Here is a 17,199-nt window from a genome sequence, read left to right on the forward strand (position 1 = left end):
ATGACCGACATCACGGATTCGACCCAGGACATCTGGAAATCCGTGCTCACCACCCTGCGCGACGATGAGCGGATCACACCCCAACTGCAGGGTTTCCTCAGCCTGGTGGAGCCGAAGGGCGTGATGGCCGGCACCCTCTACCTCGAGGTACCGAACGATCTCACGCGCGGGATGCTCGAACAGCGCATCCGCCTCCCCCTTCTCAATGCGATCACCGGCCTCGACGACGAGCAGTCCGTGAGCAATTTCGCGATCGTCGTGAATCCGGAGATCGCGCACGACGCCCTCGGCCAGCCGAACGACACCACCGTGGAACAGCCCTACATCGAACAGCCGGTCACCCCCGCCCCCCAGTCGGAGGGGATCTCCTCCGGGGCCCGCCGGGCTGACTCGCGCCTCAACCCGAAGTACAACTTCGACAACTTCGTGATCGGGGGGTCCAACCGTTTCGCGCACGCCGCAGCGGTCGCCGTCGCCGAGGCGCCGGCGAAGGCGTACAACCCCCTCTTCATCTATGGCGACTCCGGCCTCGGCAAGACCCACCTCCTGCACGCGATCGGCCACTACGCCGAGAGCCTGTATCCGGGCATCCGCGTGCGCTATGTGAGTTCCGAGGAATTCACCAACGACTTCATCAACTCGATCGCGAACAACCGTGCATCGGTCTTCCAGTCGCGGTATCGGGAGATCGACATCCTGCTCATCGATGACATCCAGTTCCTCCAGCGGGCAGTCGAGACGCAGGAGGCCTTCTTCCACACCTTCAACACACTCCACGACCACAACAAGCAGGTCGTGATCACGAGCGACCTGCCGCCGAAAGCGCTCACCGGATTCGAGGACCGGATGCGGTCGCGCTTCGAGTGGGGCCTCATCACGGATGTGCAGGCCCCCGACCTGGAGACGCGAATCGCCATCCTGCGCAAGAAGGCCCAGAGCGAGAAGCTGCAGGTGAGCGCCGAGATCCTCGAGTACATGGCCACCAAGGTGTCATCCAACATCCGGGAGCTCGAGGGCACGCTCATCCGCGTCACAGCGTTCGCCAGCCTCAATCGCACTCCCGTGGACCTCGCCCTGGTGCAGACCGTGTTGAAAGACCTCATCACCCTCGATGACGACAACGTGATCGCCCCAGTCGACATCATCAATCACACCGCGGAGTACTTCAAACTCACGGTCGACGACCTCTACGGCTCATCCCGGTCCCAGGCGGTCGCGACGGCCCGGCAGATCGCCATGTACCTGTGCCGGGAGATGACCAACCTCTCATTGCCCAAGATCGGCCAGCTGTTCGGCAACCGGGACCACACGACGGTCATGTACGCGAACAAGAAGATCAGCGAACTGATGAAAGAACGCCGCTCTATCTACAACCAAGTCACCGAGCTCACCAGCCGGATCAAGCAGAATCACCGCTACAACTCGATTTGACCCGTGGGGTAGACCTCCCAGTCTCACAGTGTGGATAACCTGTGGATAACTGTGGAACACGCCGACAAACACTGTGCAATCCCAACCCGCCCTGTGGAAACTCGTCCCCTCCACTCTCGCCAGAGATTGCCGGATCGACCTCGGATGCCACAGACTCCCCACAACTCACACCGTTGTAGTTCCCCGTCGGCGACGGGCATCCCCAGAGTTATTCACAGATCGCACAGCGGTTAAGAGTGTTAATCCTTAATGACAATAATTTTGGGGAAGATAACCCTTGGGTCCGACGAAAGTACCGGCTGTGCCAGTATTAACCTCCCGGATCAACGCTCGCTCCGAGCGCGACAATTCGATAGCAAGGGGTGCCCATGAAGTTCCAAGTCAATCGAGACGTCTTCAGTGAGGCCGTCTCCTTTGCGGTGAAACTCCTGCCCCAGCGCACCACCTTGCCGATCCTCAGCGGGGTGTTGATCGAAACCACCGATTCCGGTCTCACGCTTTCGTCATTCGACTACGAGGTGTCGGCGCAGACCGAGATCGCCGCCGAGGTCGAAGAGCCGGGAAAGATATTGGTCTCCGGGCGCCTCCTGGCCGACATCGCCAGCAGGCTCCCGAATGCCCCGGTGCAGTTCGCAACAGAGGAAGGGCGCATCTCCGTCACCTGCGGGCCTGCAAAGTTCACGTTGCTCAGCATGCCGGTCGAGGAATACCCCACGCTTCCCCAGGTGGCCGCCCAGTCCGGTCTGCTGCCGGCCGAGGCATTCGCGACCGCCGTGGCGCAGGTCGCGGTCGCCGCATCCCGCGACGATGTGACCCCGGTGATCACCGGTGTGCAGCTGGAGGTCTCCGAAAACAGTCTCACGATGGTCGCCACCGACCGTTACCGGGTGGCCGTGCGGGCGATCGACTGGGATTCCGGGGACACCGGAACCACGGAGACGCTCACCGCCCTCGTCCCTGCGCGAACGCTTCAGGAGATCGGCAAGACCTTCGGGCACAGTGGCACGATCTCGGTGGCCATCACCAACACCGACGATCGAGAGCTAATCGCCTTCCGCGCGGATCGAAAGACCGTCACATCCCTGCTGATCAAGGGCAACTTCCCGCCCGTGAAGCGGTTGTTCCCCGAGACCGTCGACAACTATGCCGTCATCAACACGGCCGAGCTGATCGAGGCGGTTCGACGAGTGTCCCTGGTTCTCGAGCGCGAAGCGGCCCTGCGTTTCACATTCACCATCGACGGCGTCACTCTCGAAGCGATCGGATCCGAGCAGGCCCAGGCGTCCGAGTCGATCGACGCGCACCTCAGCGGCGGGGACACCGTCGTCTCACTCAAGCCGGCCTTCCTTCTCGACGGTCTCGGCGCCGTGCATTCGGAGTTCGTGCGCATCTCGTTCACCAAGACCGAGAATCCCAACAAGCCCGGCCCGGTTCTCATCACCAGCCAGTCGTCCAAAGACCAGCCAGGCGCGGATAATTACAAGTACCTGCTGCAGCCCAACCTGCTGCTGCGGTGACCCCCCTCCCGCGATATCCCCGAAGGAAGTTCTGACATGCACATCGGCCTCATCGGTCTCGGCAAAATGGGCAACAACATGCGCGAGCGGCTGCGGGCGCACGACATCGAGGTCACGGGCTACGACCGCAATCCCGATGTGACGGATGTCGCAAGTCTCACCGACCTGGTGAAGGCGCTGCCATCCCCCCACATCGTGTGGGTGATGGTGCCGTCCGGGGCGATCACGGATTCCGTAATCACCGATCTTGCCGAGGTGCTCGAGGCGGGCGACATCATCATCGACGGGGGAAACTCGCGGTTCACCGAAGACATCAAGCACGCCGAGCAGGTTTCCGCCAAGGGCATCGAGTACGTCGACGCCGGCGTCTCGGGCGGCGTCTGGGGACTCGCCAACGGCTACGGCCTGATGGTGGGTGGCCACAAGAAGAACATCGATCTGTTGATGCCGATCTTCGACGCGCTTCGCCCGGAAGGCCCGCGCGAGGAGGGCTTCGTGCACGTCGGTGAGATCGGAGCCGGGCACTACGCCAAGATGGTGCACAACGGCATCGAATACGCCCTGATGCAGGCCTACGCCGAGGGCTATGAGCTTCTCGACAAGCGTGATGACATCATCAAGGACGTCACCGGCACCTTCAAGGCCTGGCAGCGTGGCACTGTCGTGCGCTCCTGGCTGCTCGAACTGCTCGTCCGTGCGCTCGAGGAAGACCCCGAATTCGCGGATATCGAAGGCTATGTAGAGGACTCGGGCGAGGGACGTTGGACCATCGAGGAAGCCCTGGCCAATGCCGTGCCTGTGCCCACGATCAGTGCCTCGATCTTCGCCCGGTTCGTGTCACGACAGCCGGAGGGATCACCCGCGATGAAGGCCGTTGCCGCGTTGCGCAACCAGTTCGGCGGGCATTCGGTCAAAGCCGTCGACTGATGCTGTGATCGTCACCCATCTCAGTCTCACCGATTTTCGAAACTACCGCTCCGCCGAAGTCGGCCTTGCGGCGGGATCGAACCTTTTCGTCGGTAGCAACGGGCAGGGCAAGACCAATCTGGTCGAATCACTCGCCTACCTCAGCACCCTCGGATCGCACCGGGTTTCCGTCGATCATGCGATGATCCGGCAGGGCACCGATTCCGCGATCATCCGGGCCCGGCTCGAGCACGACGAGCGGCAGATCCTCGCCGAGGTGCAACTCAATCGCTCTTCGCCCAACCGTGCCCAGATCAACCGGTCGGTCATCAAGACCCGCGAGCTTCCCCGGTATTTTTCGAGCGTGTTGTTCGCCCCGGAGGATCTCGCCCTGATCCGCGGGGACCCGGCCGGTCGCCGCCGGTTCCTCGACGAGCTGCTCGTGTTGCGATCGCCGAGGATCTCGGGGGTGATCGCGGACTACGACCGCGTGGTCCGCCAGCGCAACACCCTGCTGAAGTCGGCGCGGGCATCCGGGATCAAGAGCGACAAACTCTCCACCCTGGACATCTGGGACGAGCGCCTTGTCGCTCTCGGATCCCAGTTGATCGAGGCGCGAACCGCCCTGGTGGCCGAGCTGTCTCCCGAGGTCGCCGGCGCATACACCTCGGTGGCGGGCGAGGACCATCACGCGACCCTCGCCAACCAGCTCAGCATCTTCGCTCGAGGGTCGGGGGTGGAGAGCTCGGGGGATGAGGATTCGGATCCCGCCGGCGTGAGTCGCGGCCGCCTTGAGGCGGAGGATGCCGCCGTCGCCTTCCGGGATGCCCTCGCGGCGCGCCGACGAAGCGAGCTCGAACGCGGGATCACCCTCGTCGGCCCCCACCGGGATGACCTGGTACTCGAGTTGAACTCGCTCCCGGCGCGCGGCTACGCGAGCCACGGGGAATCGTGGTCGTTCGCGCTGGCCCTGAAGCTCGCATCCGCAGTATTGCTGCGGCGGGAATCCTCGATGGGGGACCCGGTGCTGATGCTCGACGATGTATTCGCTGAACTCGACGAGGCCCGGCGCGCCCGCCTGGCAGCCGCCGTGCGGGATTTCGAGCAGGTGCTCATCACTGCGGCCGTCTTCGACGACGTTCCCGAGGAACTCACCGGCAATACCGTGCACATCTCCAAGGGCACCATCCTCGACGAGGAGGCCCCATGAGGGAGATGGCCGACGCTCCGGAAGAATCGGAGCCGGTCGCCGTCTACCTGCGCTTCCGCCGCGTCTTCGGCGACGGGTCGAGCCGGTCCTCCGACGCGCGCAAGCGGGCGAAGAAGGAACCCGGATCGACGATCCCCTTCGGAGGGGGCCGGGACCCGGAAGGGCTCGGCTCGGTGATGGACTCCCTCACCTCGAAACTCGGCTGGAGTTCGCCGCTGGCACGATCGGAACTCCTGGCCTCGTGGCTCGAGATCGCGGGAGCCGACACGGCCGAACACTCGTCCCCGGTCGGCATCGAAGAGGGTGTTCTCACCGTGAAATGCGATTCGACGGCGTGGGCGACGCAGCTGCGTCTGATGCGCGTGCAGATTATGAGCCGGATCGTGTCGCGCTACCCGGATGCCGGGATCGACTCGGTGCGTTTCGAAGGGCCGGGTGCCCCCTCGTGGAAACGCGGCCCCAGATCAATCCCAGGGCGTGGTCCGCGCGATACTTACGGTTGACAGGGCAAAATAGGTCGCCGCGGCAACTCTGAGTCCCCAGATCGCCGATTCGCGACCATCCGCCCCGATGGTTTGGTAGAATTACAGAGTCGTCATGGCAGTTCCTATCTGAGGAACCCGAGCCGCGAACGAACAATCGATCTACCTGGCAGGAGCCCAATTTCACATGGCAGAGAACCGCTCGAATTCCGAATCTGAAGACAGCTACGGAGCAGATCAGATCCAGGTGCTCGAGGGGCTCGAGGCGGTGCGAAAGCGCCCCGGCATGTACATCGGCTCCACCGGCCCCCGCGGCCTTCACCACCTCGTCTACGAGGTCGTCGACAACTCCGTGGATGAGGCGCTGGCCGGCTACTGCGACACGATCCTGATCACGATGCTCAAGAACGGCGGCATCCGTGTCGTCGACAACGGCCGCGGCATCCCTGTCGACCTCAACAAGTCCGAGAACAAGTCGAGCGTCGAGGTCGTCATGACCATCCTGCACGCCGGTGGCAAGTTCGGTGGTGGCGGCTACTCCGTCTCCGGTGGCCTGCACGGCGTCGGCATCTCCGTGGTCAACGCCCTCTCCTCCCGCATGGACACCGAGGTCCGTCGCCAGGGAGCGGTCTGGCGGATGAGCTTCACCGACGGTGTCCCGGACGCACCGCTCGCAAAGGGCGAGCCATCGGAAGATCACGGCACCACTCAAACTTTTTGGCCGAGTCCCGAGACCTTCGAGACGGTGATCTTCGACTACGAAACGCTGCGTGCGCGCTTCCAGCAGATGGCCTTCCTCAACAAGGGTCTCTCGATCACGCTCACCGACGAGCGCGAGCTCGACGGCGCCGAAGAGCATTCGGTCACCTACATGTACGAGAGGGGTCTCGTCGACTACGTGGAGTACCTCAATTCGGCGAAGAAGGTCGAGGTGGTGCACCCGGATGTCATCTCCTTCGAGCTCGAAGACAAGGACCTCAAGATCTCCCTCGAGGTGGCGATGCAGTGGACTACCTCCTACCAGGAGAGCGTTCACACCTACGCGAACACCATAAACACCCACGAGGGTGGAACCCACGAAGAGGGATTCCGCGCCGCACTCACAACCCTCGTGAACAAGTACGCCCGCGAGAAGGGGATCATCAAAGAGAAAGATGAGAACCTCACCGGCGATGACGTGCGCGAGGGTCTCACCGCGGTCATCTCGGTGAAGCTCGCCGAGCCGCAGTTCGAGGGCCAGACCAAGACGAAGTTGGGCAACACCATCGCAAAGTCCTTCGTGCAGCGCGTCGCCGGAGACCAGCTCGGCGACTGGTTCGACCGCAACCCCACGCAGGCTCGCGATGTGATCCGCAAGGCGATCCAGGCATCCGCTGCCCGTCTCGCCGCCCGCAAGGCGCGCGAGCAGACCCGCCGCAAGGGTCTGCTCGAATCCGGCGGGATGCCTGGCAAGCTCCGTGACTGCTCGAGCAACGACCCCTCGCTGAGCGAGATCTTCATGGTGGAGGGTGACTCGGCCGGCGGTTCCGCTGTGCAGGGACGCAACCCGGAGTTCCAGGCGATCCTTCCGTTGCGCGGAAAGATCCTCAACGTGGAGAAGGCTCGTCTCGACCGCGCCCTCGCCAACAATGAGGTGCAGGCCATGATCACGGCATTCGGTGCCGGGGTCGGCGAGGACTTCAACCCCGAGAAGGCCCGGTATCACAAGATCGTGTTGATGGCGGATGCCGACGTCGACGGCCAGCACATCACCACGCTGCTTCTCACCCTACTTTTCCGTTACATGCGGCCGCTGATCGACCTCGGTTACGTGTACCTGGCCCAGCCTCCGCTCTACCGCCTCAAGTGGAGCAACTCCCCGCACGAGTACGTCTACAGCGACCGGGAGCGGGACGCACTGCTCGAGACCGGCATCGCGGCAGGCAAGCGCATCCCGAAGGACAACGGCATCCAGCGGTACAAGGGTCTCGGTGAGATGGACTACAAGGAGCTGTGGGAGACGACCATGGATCCGGTCACCCGCACTCTTCTCCAGGTGACACTCGACGATGCCGCGGCGGCAGACGAGATCTTCGACACCCTCATGGGCGAGAACGTGGAATCCCGCCGCAACTTCATCCAGAAGAACGCGAAAGACGTGCGTTTCCTCGATATATAGAGATTGCTGGTCGAGTAGCGCCGTCTTCGGCGCGTGTCGAGACCACGCCCCCGGATCTCGACACGCGCCGAAGACGGCGCTACTCGATCACCACTGCTGAAAGTGAAGAAAAATGGCTGATGTAACACCCCCGGACGACGCGGAACCGCAGATCGCCGGCAAGGAGCTCGACCTCGCGCACGACAAGATCACGCAGGTGGACCTCCAACTCGAGATGCAGCGCTCCTATCTCGACTACGCAATGAGCGTGATCGTCGGTCGTGCGCTTCCCGAGGTACGCGACGGACTCAAGCCGGTCCACCGCCGCGTGATCTATGCGATGTACGACGGCGGCTACCGCCCCGACAAGGGGTTCTCCAAGTGCACCCGCGTCATCGGCGACGTGATGGGCCAGTTCCACCCGCACGGTGACTCCTCGGTCTACGACGCTCTCGTGCGCCTGGTACAGCCGTGGAGCCTCCGGTACCCGCTCGCGCTCGGCCAGGGCAATTTCGGATCCCCCGGCAACGACGGCGCGGCCGCCCACCGGTACACCGAGACCAAGATGGCCCCCCTCGCCATGGAGATGGTGCGGGACATCGAGGAAGAGACCGTCGACTTCCAGCCCAACTACGACGGCCGCACGCAGGAGCCCTTCGTGTTGCCGAGCCGGTTCCCAAACCTGCTGGTCAACGGATCGGTCGGCATCGCGGTCGGCATGGCGACCAACATCCCGCCGCACAACCTGCGAGAGGTCGGTGAGGGTGCCCTCTGGCACCTGGCGAACCCGGATGCTTCGCAGGAGGAGCTCGTCGAAGCTCTCATCCAGCGCATCAAGGGCCCGGACTTCCCGACCGGCGCGCAGATCCTGGGTCTCAAGGGCATCCAGGACGCCTATCGCACCGGCCGCGGATCCATCACCATGCGCGCCGTCGTCAATGTCGAGGAGCTGCAGGGTCGCACCTGCCTCGTGGTCACGGAACTGCCGTACCAGGTGAACCCCGACAACCTCGCGCTCAAGATCGCCGAGCTGGTCAAGGAGCAGAAGATCTCGGGGATCGCGGACATCCGCGACGAGACCTCCGGCCGCACGGGACAGCGACTCGTGATCGTGCTGAAGCGTGACGCCGTGGCGAAGGTCGTGCTGAACAACCTCTACAAGCACACGCAGCTGCAGGAGAACTTCGGCGCGAACATGCTCGCGATCGTCGACGGAATCCCGCGCACGCTCGCCATCGACGGGTTCGTCACCGCATGGAGCGATCACCAGATCGAGGTGATCGTGCGTCGCACCGCTTTCCGGCTGCGCCGGCACGAGGAGCGCGCGCATATCCTGCGCGGGTATCTCAAGGCCCTCGATGCCCTCGACGAGGTCATCGCGCTCATCCGCCGCTCCGCCACCGTCGAGGATGCCCGCGACGGGCTGATGACGCTGCTCGAGATCGATGAGCAGCAGGCCCGCGCCATCCTCGAGATGCAGCTGCGCCGCCTCGCCGCCCTCGAGCGCCAGAAGATCATCGAGGAGGCCGAGAAGATCGAGCTCGAGATCGCGGATTTCAAGGCGATCCTGGCGAGCCCCCAGCGCCAGCGCGACATCGTGAGCGAGGAGCTCACCGAACTCATCGCGAAGTACGGCGACGACCGGCGCACCGAGATCATGTTCGGCTTCGACGGCGACATGAACGTCGAAGACCTCATCCCCGAAGAGGAGATGGTGATCACCGTCACCCGCGGTGGCTACATCAAACGCACGCGCAGCGACAACTACCGCAGCCAGCACCGCGGCGGCAAGGGCGTCAAGGGCGCCCAGTTGCGGGCGGATGACGTGGTCGAGCACTTCTTCGTCACCACGACCCATCACTGGCTGCTGTTCTTCACGAACAAGGGCCGGGTCTATCGCGCCAAGGCGTACGAGGTGCAGGAGGGTGGCCGCGACACCAAGGGCCAGCACGTGGCCAACCTGCTCGCCCTGCAGGCGGACGAGGAGATCGCGCAGATCCTGGACATCCGCGACTACGGGGTCGCCAAGTATCTCGCCCTCGCCACCCGCGGCGGCCTCGTGAAGAAGACCCTGCTGTCGGAGTACGACACGAACCGCACGGGCGGCATCATCGCCATCAACCTGCGCGAGGATGACGAACTCGTCTCCGCGATGTTGGTGGAGGAGGATTCCGACCTGCTGCTGGTGTCGCGCAAGGGCATGTCCATCCGTTTCACCGCATCGGACGATGCACTGCGCCCGATGGGCCGCGCGACCTCCGGCGTGATCGGCATGCACTTCCGCGATGAGGACACCCTGTTGGATGCATCCGTCGTCGCGGATGCCGGATATGTCTTCGTTGTCACGGAGGGCGGCTTCGCGAAGCGCACCTCGGTGACCCAATACCGGGTGCAGGGCAGAGGCGGTCTCGGCATCAAGGTGGCCAAGCTGCAGGAGGCCCGCGGAGACCTCGCCGGGGCCCTGATCGTGGGTGAGGACGACGAGGTGCTCGTGGTTCTGGCCAGCGGCAAGGTGGTACGCTCGTCTGTCGCCGAGGTCACGGCAACGGGTCGTGACACCATGGGGGTAGTCTTCGCACGTTTCGCGGACGACGACAAGATCATCGCAGTCGCGAAGAACAGTGAACGCAATCTGGAAGTCGAAGGCCCGGACGCTCCCGAAGAGGAGCCCGCGGTCGAAGAGATCCAGACCGGAAAGGACGAGTCCGTAGATGAGTAGCGTCGCCGAAAAGCTCCAGAAGAAATCGCAGCGTGCCACCGCGACCAAGCAGGTGCGTCTCAAGCTGGTGTACGTCGACTTCTGGTCGGCCGTGAAGCTGTCGTTCCTTATCGCCATCACGCTCGGCATCATCCTGATCGTTGCGAGCATGCTGGTATGGATCGTGCTCGATGGCACGGGAATCTTCGGCAGCCTCGACAAGGTGCTGCGCGACATCCTGAACGAACCGACCTTCAGTGTGACGGCGAGCTTCTCGCTGGCGCAGGTCGGCCTGTTCGCCGTGGTCGTGGCCATTCTCAACACCGTCGTCGGCACGGCACTCGGTGCGATCACGGCGATGCTGTACAACTTCAGCGTGCGTATCACCGGTGGCCTCCTGGTCGGTTTCACCAACAACTAGCAGGGCCCGGCGCTCGATTCGTTGAAACTCGACAGGTGCGATACTCTCGTATCTGCCTCGCGTGAATCGCAGGCCATGGGGATATAGCTCAGGCGGTTAGAGCGCTTCGCTGATAACGAAGAGGTCCCAGGTTCAAGTCCTGGTATCCCCACGTGTTTCCCAACACCGGTGTTGCCTGACGGCACCCGGGGCTTTAGCTCAATTGGTAGAGCGCCGCCTTTGCAAGGCGGAGGTCAGGAGTTCGATTCTCCTAAGCTCCACAACATCTCAATCTCACGGATGGCGGCGACCGCATCCCCTTCGCCCGGTGGCGTGAGGATCGCTTTGCGCCCAACGCCGCGCGACGATGCGACTCTGCCTCCGAAAGTCGACCGTGCGGCCGACCCATCCGCAGCAGGGTGCACGAATGGCAGCGCAATAGCCATCACCGATCGCCGGCCGGGGCGCCGGCGATCCGGTTACGAGCGAGCAGTGGCCGGCGCGATGGGGTTACGAGCGAGCAGTGGCCGGCGCGATGGGGTCGTCCGCCTCGTCGTCGCTGACCCAGAGCTCGTCGTCGGCCCGAAGGGTCTGCCAGGCCGCGTAGGCGACTCCGGCAGCGGCCACGACAGCGAGGGCGATGAGGATGTAGCGGCCCGGTCCCGGCTGCGGCTTGGGCGGCACGACGCCGACCTTTGCGCCGAACTGGGTGCCGGCCTTGCGCACGTTGCTGAGCGCCTCGCGCACGCGCGGGTCCTTGGAGACCTCGAGCACGGCGAGAGCCGAGGCGAGCGCGGAGGAGACGGCGGGCAGCACGTCGCGCTGCACCTTGTCCTTGGCAGTGTCGGCGACCGCACGGCCGGAGGCTACTCCGAGGTCGACGACCGGACGCACGCGGTGATCGTAGGTGTCGCGCACTCGCGGGGCCACCTCTTCACGACCGGCATTGGCCGCCTGGCGGCCCGCTTCCTTCACGACCTGGGAGGCGTGCTCGAGCACCACCCGCTGGTCATCCCAGAGATCGGATGCTGCGGACCTGAGCCGCTTCAATTCTTTCGCGCGCTTACGTGACAGTGCCAAGGGGACCTCCAGTAGTCGGACGGAGAATTCTTACATCTTTGCACGCACGCCTGCGCGCACAAACCCGGTTGACTGGATGAACCCTGAACGCTAGGGATTGCTGTGGAAGAATGATTGCATGTCAATGCATACCCACACCGCTACTTTCCACACCACCGAAGGTGACATCAAGGTCAACCTATTCGGCAACCACGCCCCCAAGACGGTGAAGAACTTCGTCGGCCTCGCAGCCGGCGAGATCGAGTGGACCCACCCCGGCACCGGCAAGGTCTCGAAGGACAAGCTCTACGACGGTGTGGTCTTCCACCGCATCATCGACGACTTCATGATCCAGGGCGGCGACCCGCTCGGCCAGGGCACCGGGGGTCCGGGCTACAACTTCGACGACGAGATCCACCCGGAGCTCACCTTCACCAAGCCCTACCTCCTTGCGATGGCCAACGCAGGCTCCCGCGGCGGCAAGGGCACCAACGGATCGCAGTTCTTCATCACCACCGTGCCGACCACCTGGCTTCAGGGCAAGCACACCATCTTCGGCGAGGTGGCGGACGAGGCGTCCCGCGACGTCGTCAAGAAGATCGAAGCAGTGGAGAAGGACCGCAACGATCGCCCGATCGAGGCCATCGTGATCAACTCGGTCTCGATCGACGAAGTCTGATGCACCGATCCGGTCGATCCCTCGTGATCGTTCAGTGAGCGAGGGGTCGGCCAACCCCGACGACTTCTGTTACCGGCATCGCGATCGGCAGAGCTTCATCCTGTGCCAGCGCTGCGGGCGCACCATCTGCGCCGAATGCCAGACGCCGGCGGCCGTCGGGGTGCACTGCCCGGAATGTATGCGCGAGTCGCGCCAGAGCGCTCCGCGTACCCGGCCCGCCGTAGTGACTTCGGTGAGGAGCCTCGCTCGACCGGGAACCCCGATCGTGACCTACGCCATCATGGCGGTGTGCGTGCTCGTATTCGTCGCCGAGGTGCTCACGGGCGAACTGGTGGGCAACAGTCCCATCGTGAGCGCGTTGCTGTACTACCCGCCGTACACGACGATCGAACCGTGGCGGATGCTGACCTCGCTGGTCGTACACGGATCGATCCTGCACATCCTCTTCAACATGTACTCGCTGTTCGTGCTGGGGCCAGAGCTGGAGCGCCTCGTAGGCCGCTGGCGGTTCGGCGCGCTCTTCCTGCTGAGCGGTCTCGGTGGCTCGGTCGCCGTGCTGCTGAGCAGTCCCAACTCTGCCGTGATCGGGGCATCCGGGGCCATCTTCGGCCTCTTCGGCGCCTACTTCGTCATCGCGCGGCACCTGGGCGGAAACAGCCGCCAGTTGATCATCGTGATCGTGATCAACCTGGCGATCGGATTCCTCGTGCCCGGCATCGCCTGGCAGGCGCACGTGGGCGGACTCATCATCGGAGCGCTCGTCGGATTCATCCTCACTCGCACCCGCAATCGAACCCAACGAGGGATCCAGCTGGTGGCCCTCGGCGGAACGGCGGTCGGACTCGTCGTGCTCACCGTCGTCGGGGCCGGCATCCTCGCCTAGATCCCCGGTACGGAGCGGCCGCGTCGCCGTGGCGCGCAGCAGCGGTGTCTGAAGCGGAAGTTATCCACAGGCTTCTCCACACTGGGGATAATTACAGCCGTGTAATTGCCCCTGCGGGGGCGCGGGATCAGCGCCAGCGAGTGGTCATGAGGAATCCCACGAAGAGGATCCCGAAGCCGATGAGGATGTTCCACTGGTCGAACTGGGGCACGGGAAGAGTGCCCTGGCTCACGTAGAAGACGATGATCCAGGCGAGACCGATGAGCATGAGACCGAACATGATCGGTTTGAACCAGACCGGGTTCGGAGCGTCGTCTCCCGAACGATTGTCTGAGGGAGCAACGGCCTTGGTGCGCGGAGTGGATCTTGCCATGCGGGAATTCTAGCCTGAATGGGCTCGGGGGCCCGAGGCGAGGGGACTCCGACGGCGCATTCGGACCGAACACTTAGAATCGACACCATGACTGACCACCCGTCGGAGCCCTCGCGGTCCGCGCCGCGGAAGCACCGCACCCGGGTGAGCATCGTCGGTGTTCTCGGTGAGTTGCTCATCACCGCCGGCGTGCTGGTCTTTCTTTTTCTCGGGTGGCAGCTCTGGCTCAACGATCTCATCGTCGGGGCCGACCAGAACAAGGCCGGGGCCGCTCTGGCCCAGGGCTGGGACGCCGGATCTCCGAGCCACCAGCACGGGACCACCCCCGCGACCGGCTTCGGGGATCCCGTTGTGGCAGTCGCTCCCGGGGACGCGGTGAAGTTCGCCGTGATGTACGTGCCGCGCTTCGGTGCCGACTACGCGCGATCCATCTCCGAGGGGGTCGAGACCGCGAAGGTGTTGGACAAGAACGGCATCGGCCACTATCCGGGAACCCAGATGCCGGGCCAGATCGGCAATTTCGCCGTCGCCGCCCACCGCACCACCCACGGTGCTCCGTTCAAGCCGCTCGCCACCCTTCAGGTGGGGGACAAGATCTACGTGCAGACGCAGGACGGGTATTACACCTACGAGTTCCGCGGGCTCGAGTATGTGCGCCCGACCGGAGTCGGAGTGCTGGATCCGGTGCCGCAATTCTCCGGCGTCGCACCGACCGACCGCATCCTCACAATGACCAGCTGTAACCCCATGTTCTCCGCTGCCGAGCGGATCATCGCGTATGCCTCTCTCGAATCGTGGCAGCCGACCTCCGCGGGAGCACCGGCCGCCATCTCGGCGATCGCGACGGCGAAGAGTTAGGGCGACCGATGTACGCAGCACTCTGGCGACTGATGCCCGGCCCCCTGTGGCTGCGCATAATCCTCTTCATCCTCTTCTTCGCGGCGGTACTCGCCGTACTGGTCCTTTTCGTGTTCCCGTGGCTCAACACCTTCGTGAACGTGAACGACGTGACGGTGGGAACATGACACGCATCCTGGTGATCGACAACTACGACAGCTTCGTCTACACGCTGAACGGGTATCTGCTGCAGCTGGGAGCGACGACGGATGTCGTTCGCAACGATTCCTTCCCGGCAACGGACGCGGCCGCGCGCATCGCCGACTACGACGGCGTGCTGTTGTCGCCGGGGCCGGGGACGCCGGCGGCGGCCGGGGTCTCCATCCCGATCGTCACGGCGGCCCTCTCCTCCGGCCTGCCGTTGCTTGGCGTCTGCCTCGGGCACCAGGCCATCGCCGAGGCTCTCGGGGCGACGGTGACGCACGCCGAGGAACTGATGCATGGAAAGACCTCGCTGATCACGCACGACGACAGCGAGTTCTACCGGGATGTTCCCCAGCCCTTCCGTGCCACCCGGTACCACTCGCTGGCCGTCGTCGATTCGACCGTGCCCGCGGAGCTGGTCGTCACCTCGCGCACCGAGGGTGGCGTGATCATGGGTGCGCGCCACGAATCGGCTCCGATCTTCGGCGTGCAGTTCCACCCCGAGTCTGTGCTCACCGAGGGCGGCTACAGCATGATCGCGAACTGGCTCACGGTCACCGGCCTCGAGACCGCCCGTGAGGCAGCCCGGGGGCTGACGCCGCTGGTCAACCTGGGCTAGCCTCCCGGACGCGTGACGCGCGGCTTCCCGGCCACGGATCAGCCGCTGCAGTAAGTGATCGTGATGGTGGAGTGCTGGGGCTGGTCGCCGGTGAGGGACTGGGCCTTCACCTTGCTCCCGGTGCAGGTGGCATCCGGCACGGCGTTGATGCTGAGTTGAATGGCGCCGAGCTGGGTGTTCGCGTCGCTGATGTCGGCGGCGACGACCGAGGGAATGGTGACGAGTCCCGTGGAAATGATCAGATTGACCACGTCTCCCTCCCGTGCCGCCGAACTCGCGGCCGGGTCGCTTCGGATCACTGTGCCGGCGGCGATGGTCGCGGAGTTCTCGGGCGTGTTGGTGCCCAGGGCCAGCTTGCGGGCATCCAGTGCTGCCTTCGCTGCTTCGACGGTGAGGTTGCTGAGACTCGGCACGGTGGTCGGCGTCTTGCCCGACGACACCGTGAGAGCGATCGTGCTGCCCTTCGCCACCTTCTGCCCCGAGGCCGGATCGGTGCTGATGATGTGGCCGGACTCCACGCTCGAGCTCGGCTGGTCGAGCTTGGTTGTCTTGAGCCCGAGGTCCTTGAGTTTGGCTGCACCGTCGTCGTACAGCTGACCGGACACGCTCGGCACCCGCACGGAGAGGTTGTCGCCGATGGTGGCCGGCGGCAGGTTGATCACCCAGAACACCACGGCGATGAGGATGACCGCGAGAGCGGTGATGCCCACCCAGATCCAGGCGACCGGCGGGCGGGTCTGCGTGCGAGCGCCGCGTTCGTCGTTGGGCGCCGCGAGCTGGCGCAGCGCAGCCTCGGAGCCGGCGGTCGCGGACGGGTTCACGCCGAAGAGCGTGGAGTTGAAGTCGCTGACCGGGGGCTTGCGGGGCGGGATGCCGCCCGCGCTCGCATCCTCGAGGTCCTGACGGAACTCGGCGGCGGTCTGGAACCGCTGGAACTTGTCTTTCGCCAGCGCGTGGAGCACGACAGAGTCGAGCGAGGGTGAGACCCTCGGGTTGATGGTGCTCGGCGCCACGGCGGCCTCGCTGATGTGCTGATACGCGACGGCGGCGGCGCGATCCCCGCGGAACGGCGGCCGGCCGGTGAGGAGTTCGAAGAGCACGACACCGGTGGAGTAGAGGTCGGTGCGGGCATCCACGGTCTCGCCGCGGGCCTGCTCTGGCGAGAAGTACTGGGCGGTTCCCAGCACCGCGCTGGTGTCGGCGACGGTCGCGGAGTTGTCGGAGACGGCACGCGCGATGCCGAAGTCCATCACCTTGACCTGGCCATTCTGGGTGACCATGACGTTGCCGGGCTTGATGTCGCGGTGTACGAGAAGCGCGCGATGGCTGTACTCGAGAGCGGTGAGGATGCCCGACACGATGCGCACGGCTTCCTTGGGCTCGAGCGGTCCATCGGCGACGATGTCCTTGAGCAGGCGACCGTCGACGAATTCCATGACGATGTAGGGCACCTGGGTCTCGAGGCCGTTCGGCTCGCGCACTGTCTCCTCGCCGGCGTCGAAGACTCGCACGATCGTGGGATGCGCCATGCGGGCGGCCTTCTGCGCCTCTTCGCGGAAGAGCACGCGAAATCGCGGATCCGTCGCCAGGGCCGGCTTGAGCAGTTTGATGGCCACGCGGCGACCGAGCCTGATGTCCGTGCCGACGTGCACGTCCGACATTCCGCCCCGGCCGATGAGAGCACCGACTTCGTACCGGCCGGCGAGCAGCCGAGTGCCTTCAGTCACGAATGATCTCCTGGTGGTGCGGGGGGCAGGACCTTGC

General features: G+C 64.5%; 16 protein-coding genes and 2 tRNA genes. 15 read left to right on the forward strand and 3 right to left on the reverse strand.

Translation table 11 applies throughout. The features are described 5' to 3' along the window. From dnaA to ACVXZ4_RS00050, 10 genes are all read left to right on the forward strand, one after another. A complete protein-coding gene (gene dnaA / locus ACVXZ4_RS00005) occupies positions 1-1,431 on the forward strand; it encodes a chromosomal replication initiator protein DnaA (RefSeq protein ID WP_461796211.1) in 1,431 nt (476 codons plus the stop codon). Positions 1,432-1,799: 368 nt separating this feature from the next. After that, positions 1,800-2,948, forward strand: a complete 1,149-nt coding sequence (dnaN, locus tag ACVXZ4_RS00010; RefSeq protein WP_461796212.1) for a DNA polymerase III subunit beta — start codon at positions 1,800-1,802, stop codon at positions 2,946-2,948. Positions 2,949-2,984: 36 nt separating this feature from the next. Continuing rightward, a complete protein-coding gene (gene gnd, locus ACVXZ4_RS00015; protein ID WP_461796213.1) occupies positions 2,985-3,875 on the forward strand; it encodes a phosphogluconate dehydrogenase (NAD(+)-dependent, decarboxylating) in 891 nt (296 codons plus the stop codon). A gap of 4 nt (positions 3,876-3,879) precedes the next feature. Continuing rightward, positions 3,880-5,064 carry a DNA replication/repair protein RecF gene (gene recF / locus ACVXZ4_RS00020; protein WP_461796214.1) on the forward strand — a complete coding sequence of 395 codons (1,185 nt, stop codon included), beginning with the start codon at positions 3,880-3,882 and terminating at the stop codon, positions 5,062-5,064. Next, the gene (locus ACVXZ4_RS00025) at positions 5,061-5,567 is read left to right on the forward strand and encodes a DciA family protein (RefSeq protein WP_461796215.1); all 507 of its coding nucleotides are present in this window, start codon (positions 5,061-5,063) and stop codon (positions 5,565-5,567) included. The genes recF and ACVXZ4_RS00025 overlap by 4 nt, the downstream gene beginning before the upstream one ends. Before the next feature lie 166 nt (positions 5,568-5,733). Next, complete coding sequence (gyrB, locus tag ACVXZ4_RS00030) at positions 5,734-7,704, forward strand: DNA topoisomerase (ATP-hydrolyzing) subunit B (protein ID WP_461796216.1); 1,971 nt, start codon at positions 5,734-5,736, stop codon at positions 7,702-7,704. Positions 7,705-7,816: 112 nt separating this feature from the next. Beyond that, on the forward strand, positions 7,817-10,402 hold the full coding sequence (gene gyrA, locus ACVXZ4_RS00035; RefSeq protein ID WP_461796217.1) for a DNA gyrase subunit A: 2,586 nt from the start codon (positions 7,817-7,819) through the stop codon (positions 10,400-10,402). Continuing rightward, positions 10,395-10,802, forward strand: a complete 408-nt coding sequence (locus tag ACVXZ4_RS00040; protein WP_461796218.1) for a DUF3566 domain-containing protein — start codon at positions 10,395-10,397, stop codon at positions 10,800-10,802. The genes gyrA and ACVXZ4_RS00040 overlap by 8 nt, the downstream gene beginning before the upstream one ends. Positions 10,803-10,879: 77 nt before the next feature. Beyond that, positions 10,880-10,953 (forward strand) — tRNA-Ile (locus ACVXZ4_RS00045). Between the two features lie 36 nt (positions 10,954-10,989). Further along, positions 10,990-11,062: transfer RNA gene (locus ACVXZ4_RS00050), tRNA-Ala, on the forward strand. Positions 11,063-11,291: 229 nt separating this feature from the next. Here the strand turns inward: ACVXZ4_RS00050 and ACVXZ4_RS00055 are convergent. After that, on the reverse strand, positions 11,292-11,861 hold the full coding sequence (locus ACVXZ4_RS00055; protein WP_461796219.1) for a hypothetical protein: 570 nt from the start codon (positions 11,859-11,861) through the stop codon (positions 11,292-11,294). 118 nt (positions 11,862-11,979) lie between these two features. On the opposite strand from ACVXZ4_RS00055, the gene ACVXZ4_RS00060 reads away from it, so the two are divergent. Together ACVXZ4_RS00060 and ACVXZ4_RS00065 are read left to right on the forward strand one after the other, a co-directional pair. After that, positions 11,980-12,519: a peptidylprolyl isomerase gene (locus tag ACVXZ4_RS00060; protein WP_461796220.1), complete on the forward strand. Its 540-nt coding sequence runs from the start codon at positions 11,980-11,982 to the stop codon at positions 12,517-12,519. A gap of 34 nt (positions 12,520-12,553) precedes the next feature. Beyond that, entirely contained in the window at positions 12,554-13,402 is an 849-nt protein-coding gene (locus ACVXZ4_RS00065) for a rhomboid family intramembrane serine protease (protein WP_461796221.1), read from the forward strand. Between the two features lie 127 nt (positions 13,403-13,529). Here the strand turns inward: ACVXZ4_RS00065 and ACVXZ4_RS00070 are convergent, their stop codons facing one another. Continuing rightward, positions 13,530-13,775: a cell division protein CrgA gene (locus ACVXZ4_RS00070; protein ID WP_461796222.1), complete on the reverse strand. Its 246-nt coding sequence runs from the start codon at positions 13,773-13,775 to the stop codon at positions 13,530-13,532. Between the two features lie 87 nt (positions 13,776-13,862). Here ACVXZ4_RS00070 and ACVXZ4_RS00075 point away from each other — a divergent pair, with 87 nt between their 5' ends. From ACVXZ4_RS00075 to ACVXZ4_RS00085, 3 genes are read left to right on the forward strand one after another with little or no spacing between them, the layout of a single operon-like run. Beyond that, positions 13,863-14,633 (forward strand): class E sortase, encoded by a 771-nt coding sequence (locus ACVXZ4_RS00075; protein ID WP_461796223.1) that lies wholly within the window; start codon positions 13,863-13,865, stop codon positions 14,631-14,633. Between the two features lie 8 nt (positions 14,634-14,641). Further along, the gene (locus tag ACVXZ4_RS00080) at positions 14,642-14,800 is read left to right on the forward strand and encodes a hypothetical protein (protein WP_461796224.1); all 159 of its coding nucleotides are present in this window, start codon (positions 14,642-14,644) and stop codon (positions 14,798-14,800) included. Continuing rightward, complete coding sequence (locus ACVXZ4_RS00085) at positions 14,797-15,435, forward strand: anthranilate synthase component II (RefSeq protein ID WP_461796225.1); 639 nt, start codon at positions 14,797-14,799, stop codon at positions 15,433-15,435. The genes ACVXZ4_RS00080 and ACVXZ4_RS00085 overlap by 4 nt, the downstream gene beginning before the upstream one ends. A gap of 38 nt (positions 15,436-15,473) precedes the next feature. On the opposite strand, the gene pknB is transcribed toward ACVXZ4_RS00085, so the two are convergent. Continuing rightward, positions 15,474-17,162, reverse strand: a complete 1,689-nt coding sequence (pknB, locus tag ACVXZ4_RS00090; RefSeq protein WP_461796226.1) for a Stk1 family PASTA domain-containing Ser/Thr kinase — start codon at positions 17,160-17,162, stop codon at positions 15,474-15,476. Between the last annotated feature and the right edge of the window lie 37 nt (positions 17,163-17,199).

It is taken from the genome of Lacisediminihabitans sp. FW035 (genome assembly GCF_054880895.1).

Coding starts and splice junctions, on each gene's coding strand:
- dnaA (WP_461796211.1), top strand. CDS start 1: ATGACCGACATCACGGATTCGACCCAGGACATCTGGAAATCCGTGCTC.
- dnaN (WP_461796212.1), top strand. CDS start 1,800: ATGAAGTTCCAAGTCAATCGAGACGTCTTCAGTGAGGCCGTCTCCTTT.
- gnd (WP_461796213.1), top strand. CDS start 2,985: ATGCACATCGGCCTCATCGGTCTCGGCAAAATGGGCAACAACATGCGC.
- ACVXZ4_RS00025 (WP_461796215.1), top strand. CDS start 5,061: ATGAGGGAGATGGCCGACGCTCCGGAAGAATCGGAGCCGGTCGCCGTC.
- gyrB (WP_461796216.1), top strand. CDS start 5,734: ATGGCAGAGAACCGCTCGAATTCCGAATCTGAAGACAGCTACGGAGCA.
- gyrA (WP_461796217.1), top strand. CDS start 7,817: ATGGCTGATGTAACACCCCCGGACGACGCGGAACCGCAGATCGCCGGC.
- ACVXZ4_RS00040 (WP_461796218.1), top strand. CDS start 10,395: ATGAGTAGCGTCGCCGAAAAGCTCCAGAAGAAATCGCAGCGTGCCACC.
- ACVXZ4_RS00060 (WP_461796220.1), top strand. CDS start 11,980: ATGTCAATGCATACCCACACCGCTACTTTCCACACCACCGAAGGTGAC.
- ACVXZ4_RS00070 (WP_461796222.1), bottom strand. CDS start 13,775: ATGGCAAGATCCACTCCGCGCACCAAGGCCGTTGCTCCCTCAGACAAT.
- ACVXZ4_RS00075 (WP_461796223.1), top strand. CDS start 13,863: ATGACTGACCACCCGTCGGAGCCCTCGCGGTCCGCGCCGCGGAAGCAC.
- ACVXZ4_RS00080 (WP_461796224.1), top strand. CDS start 14,642: ATGTACGCAGCACTCTGGCGACTGATGCCCGGCCCCCTGTGGCTGCGC.
- ACVXZ4_RS00085 (WP_461796225.1), top strand. CDS start 14,797: ATGACACGCATCCTGGTGATCGACAACTACGACAGCTTCGTCTACACG.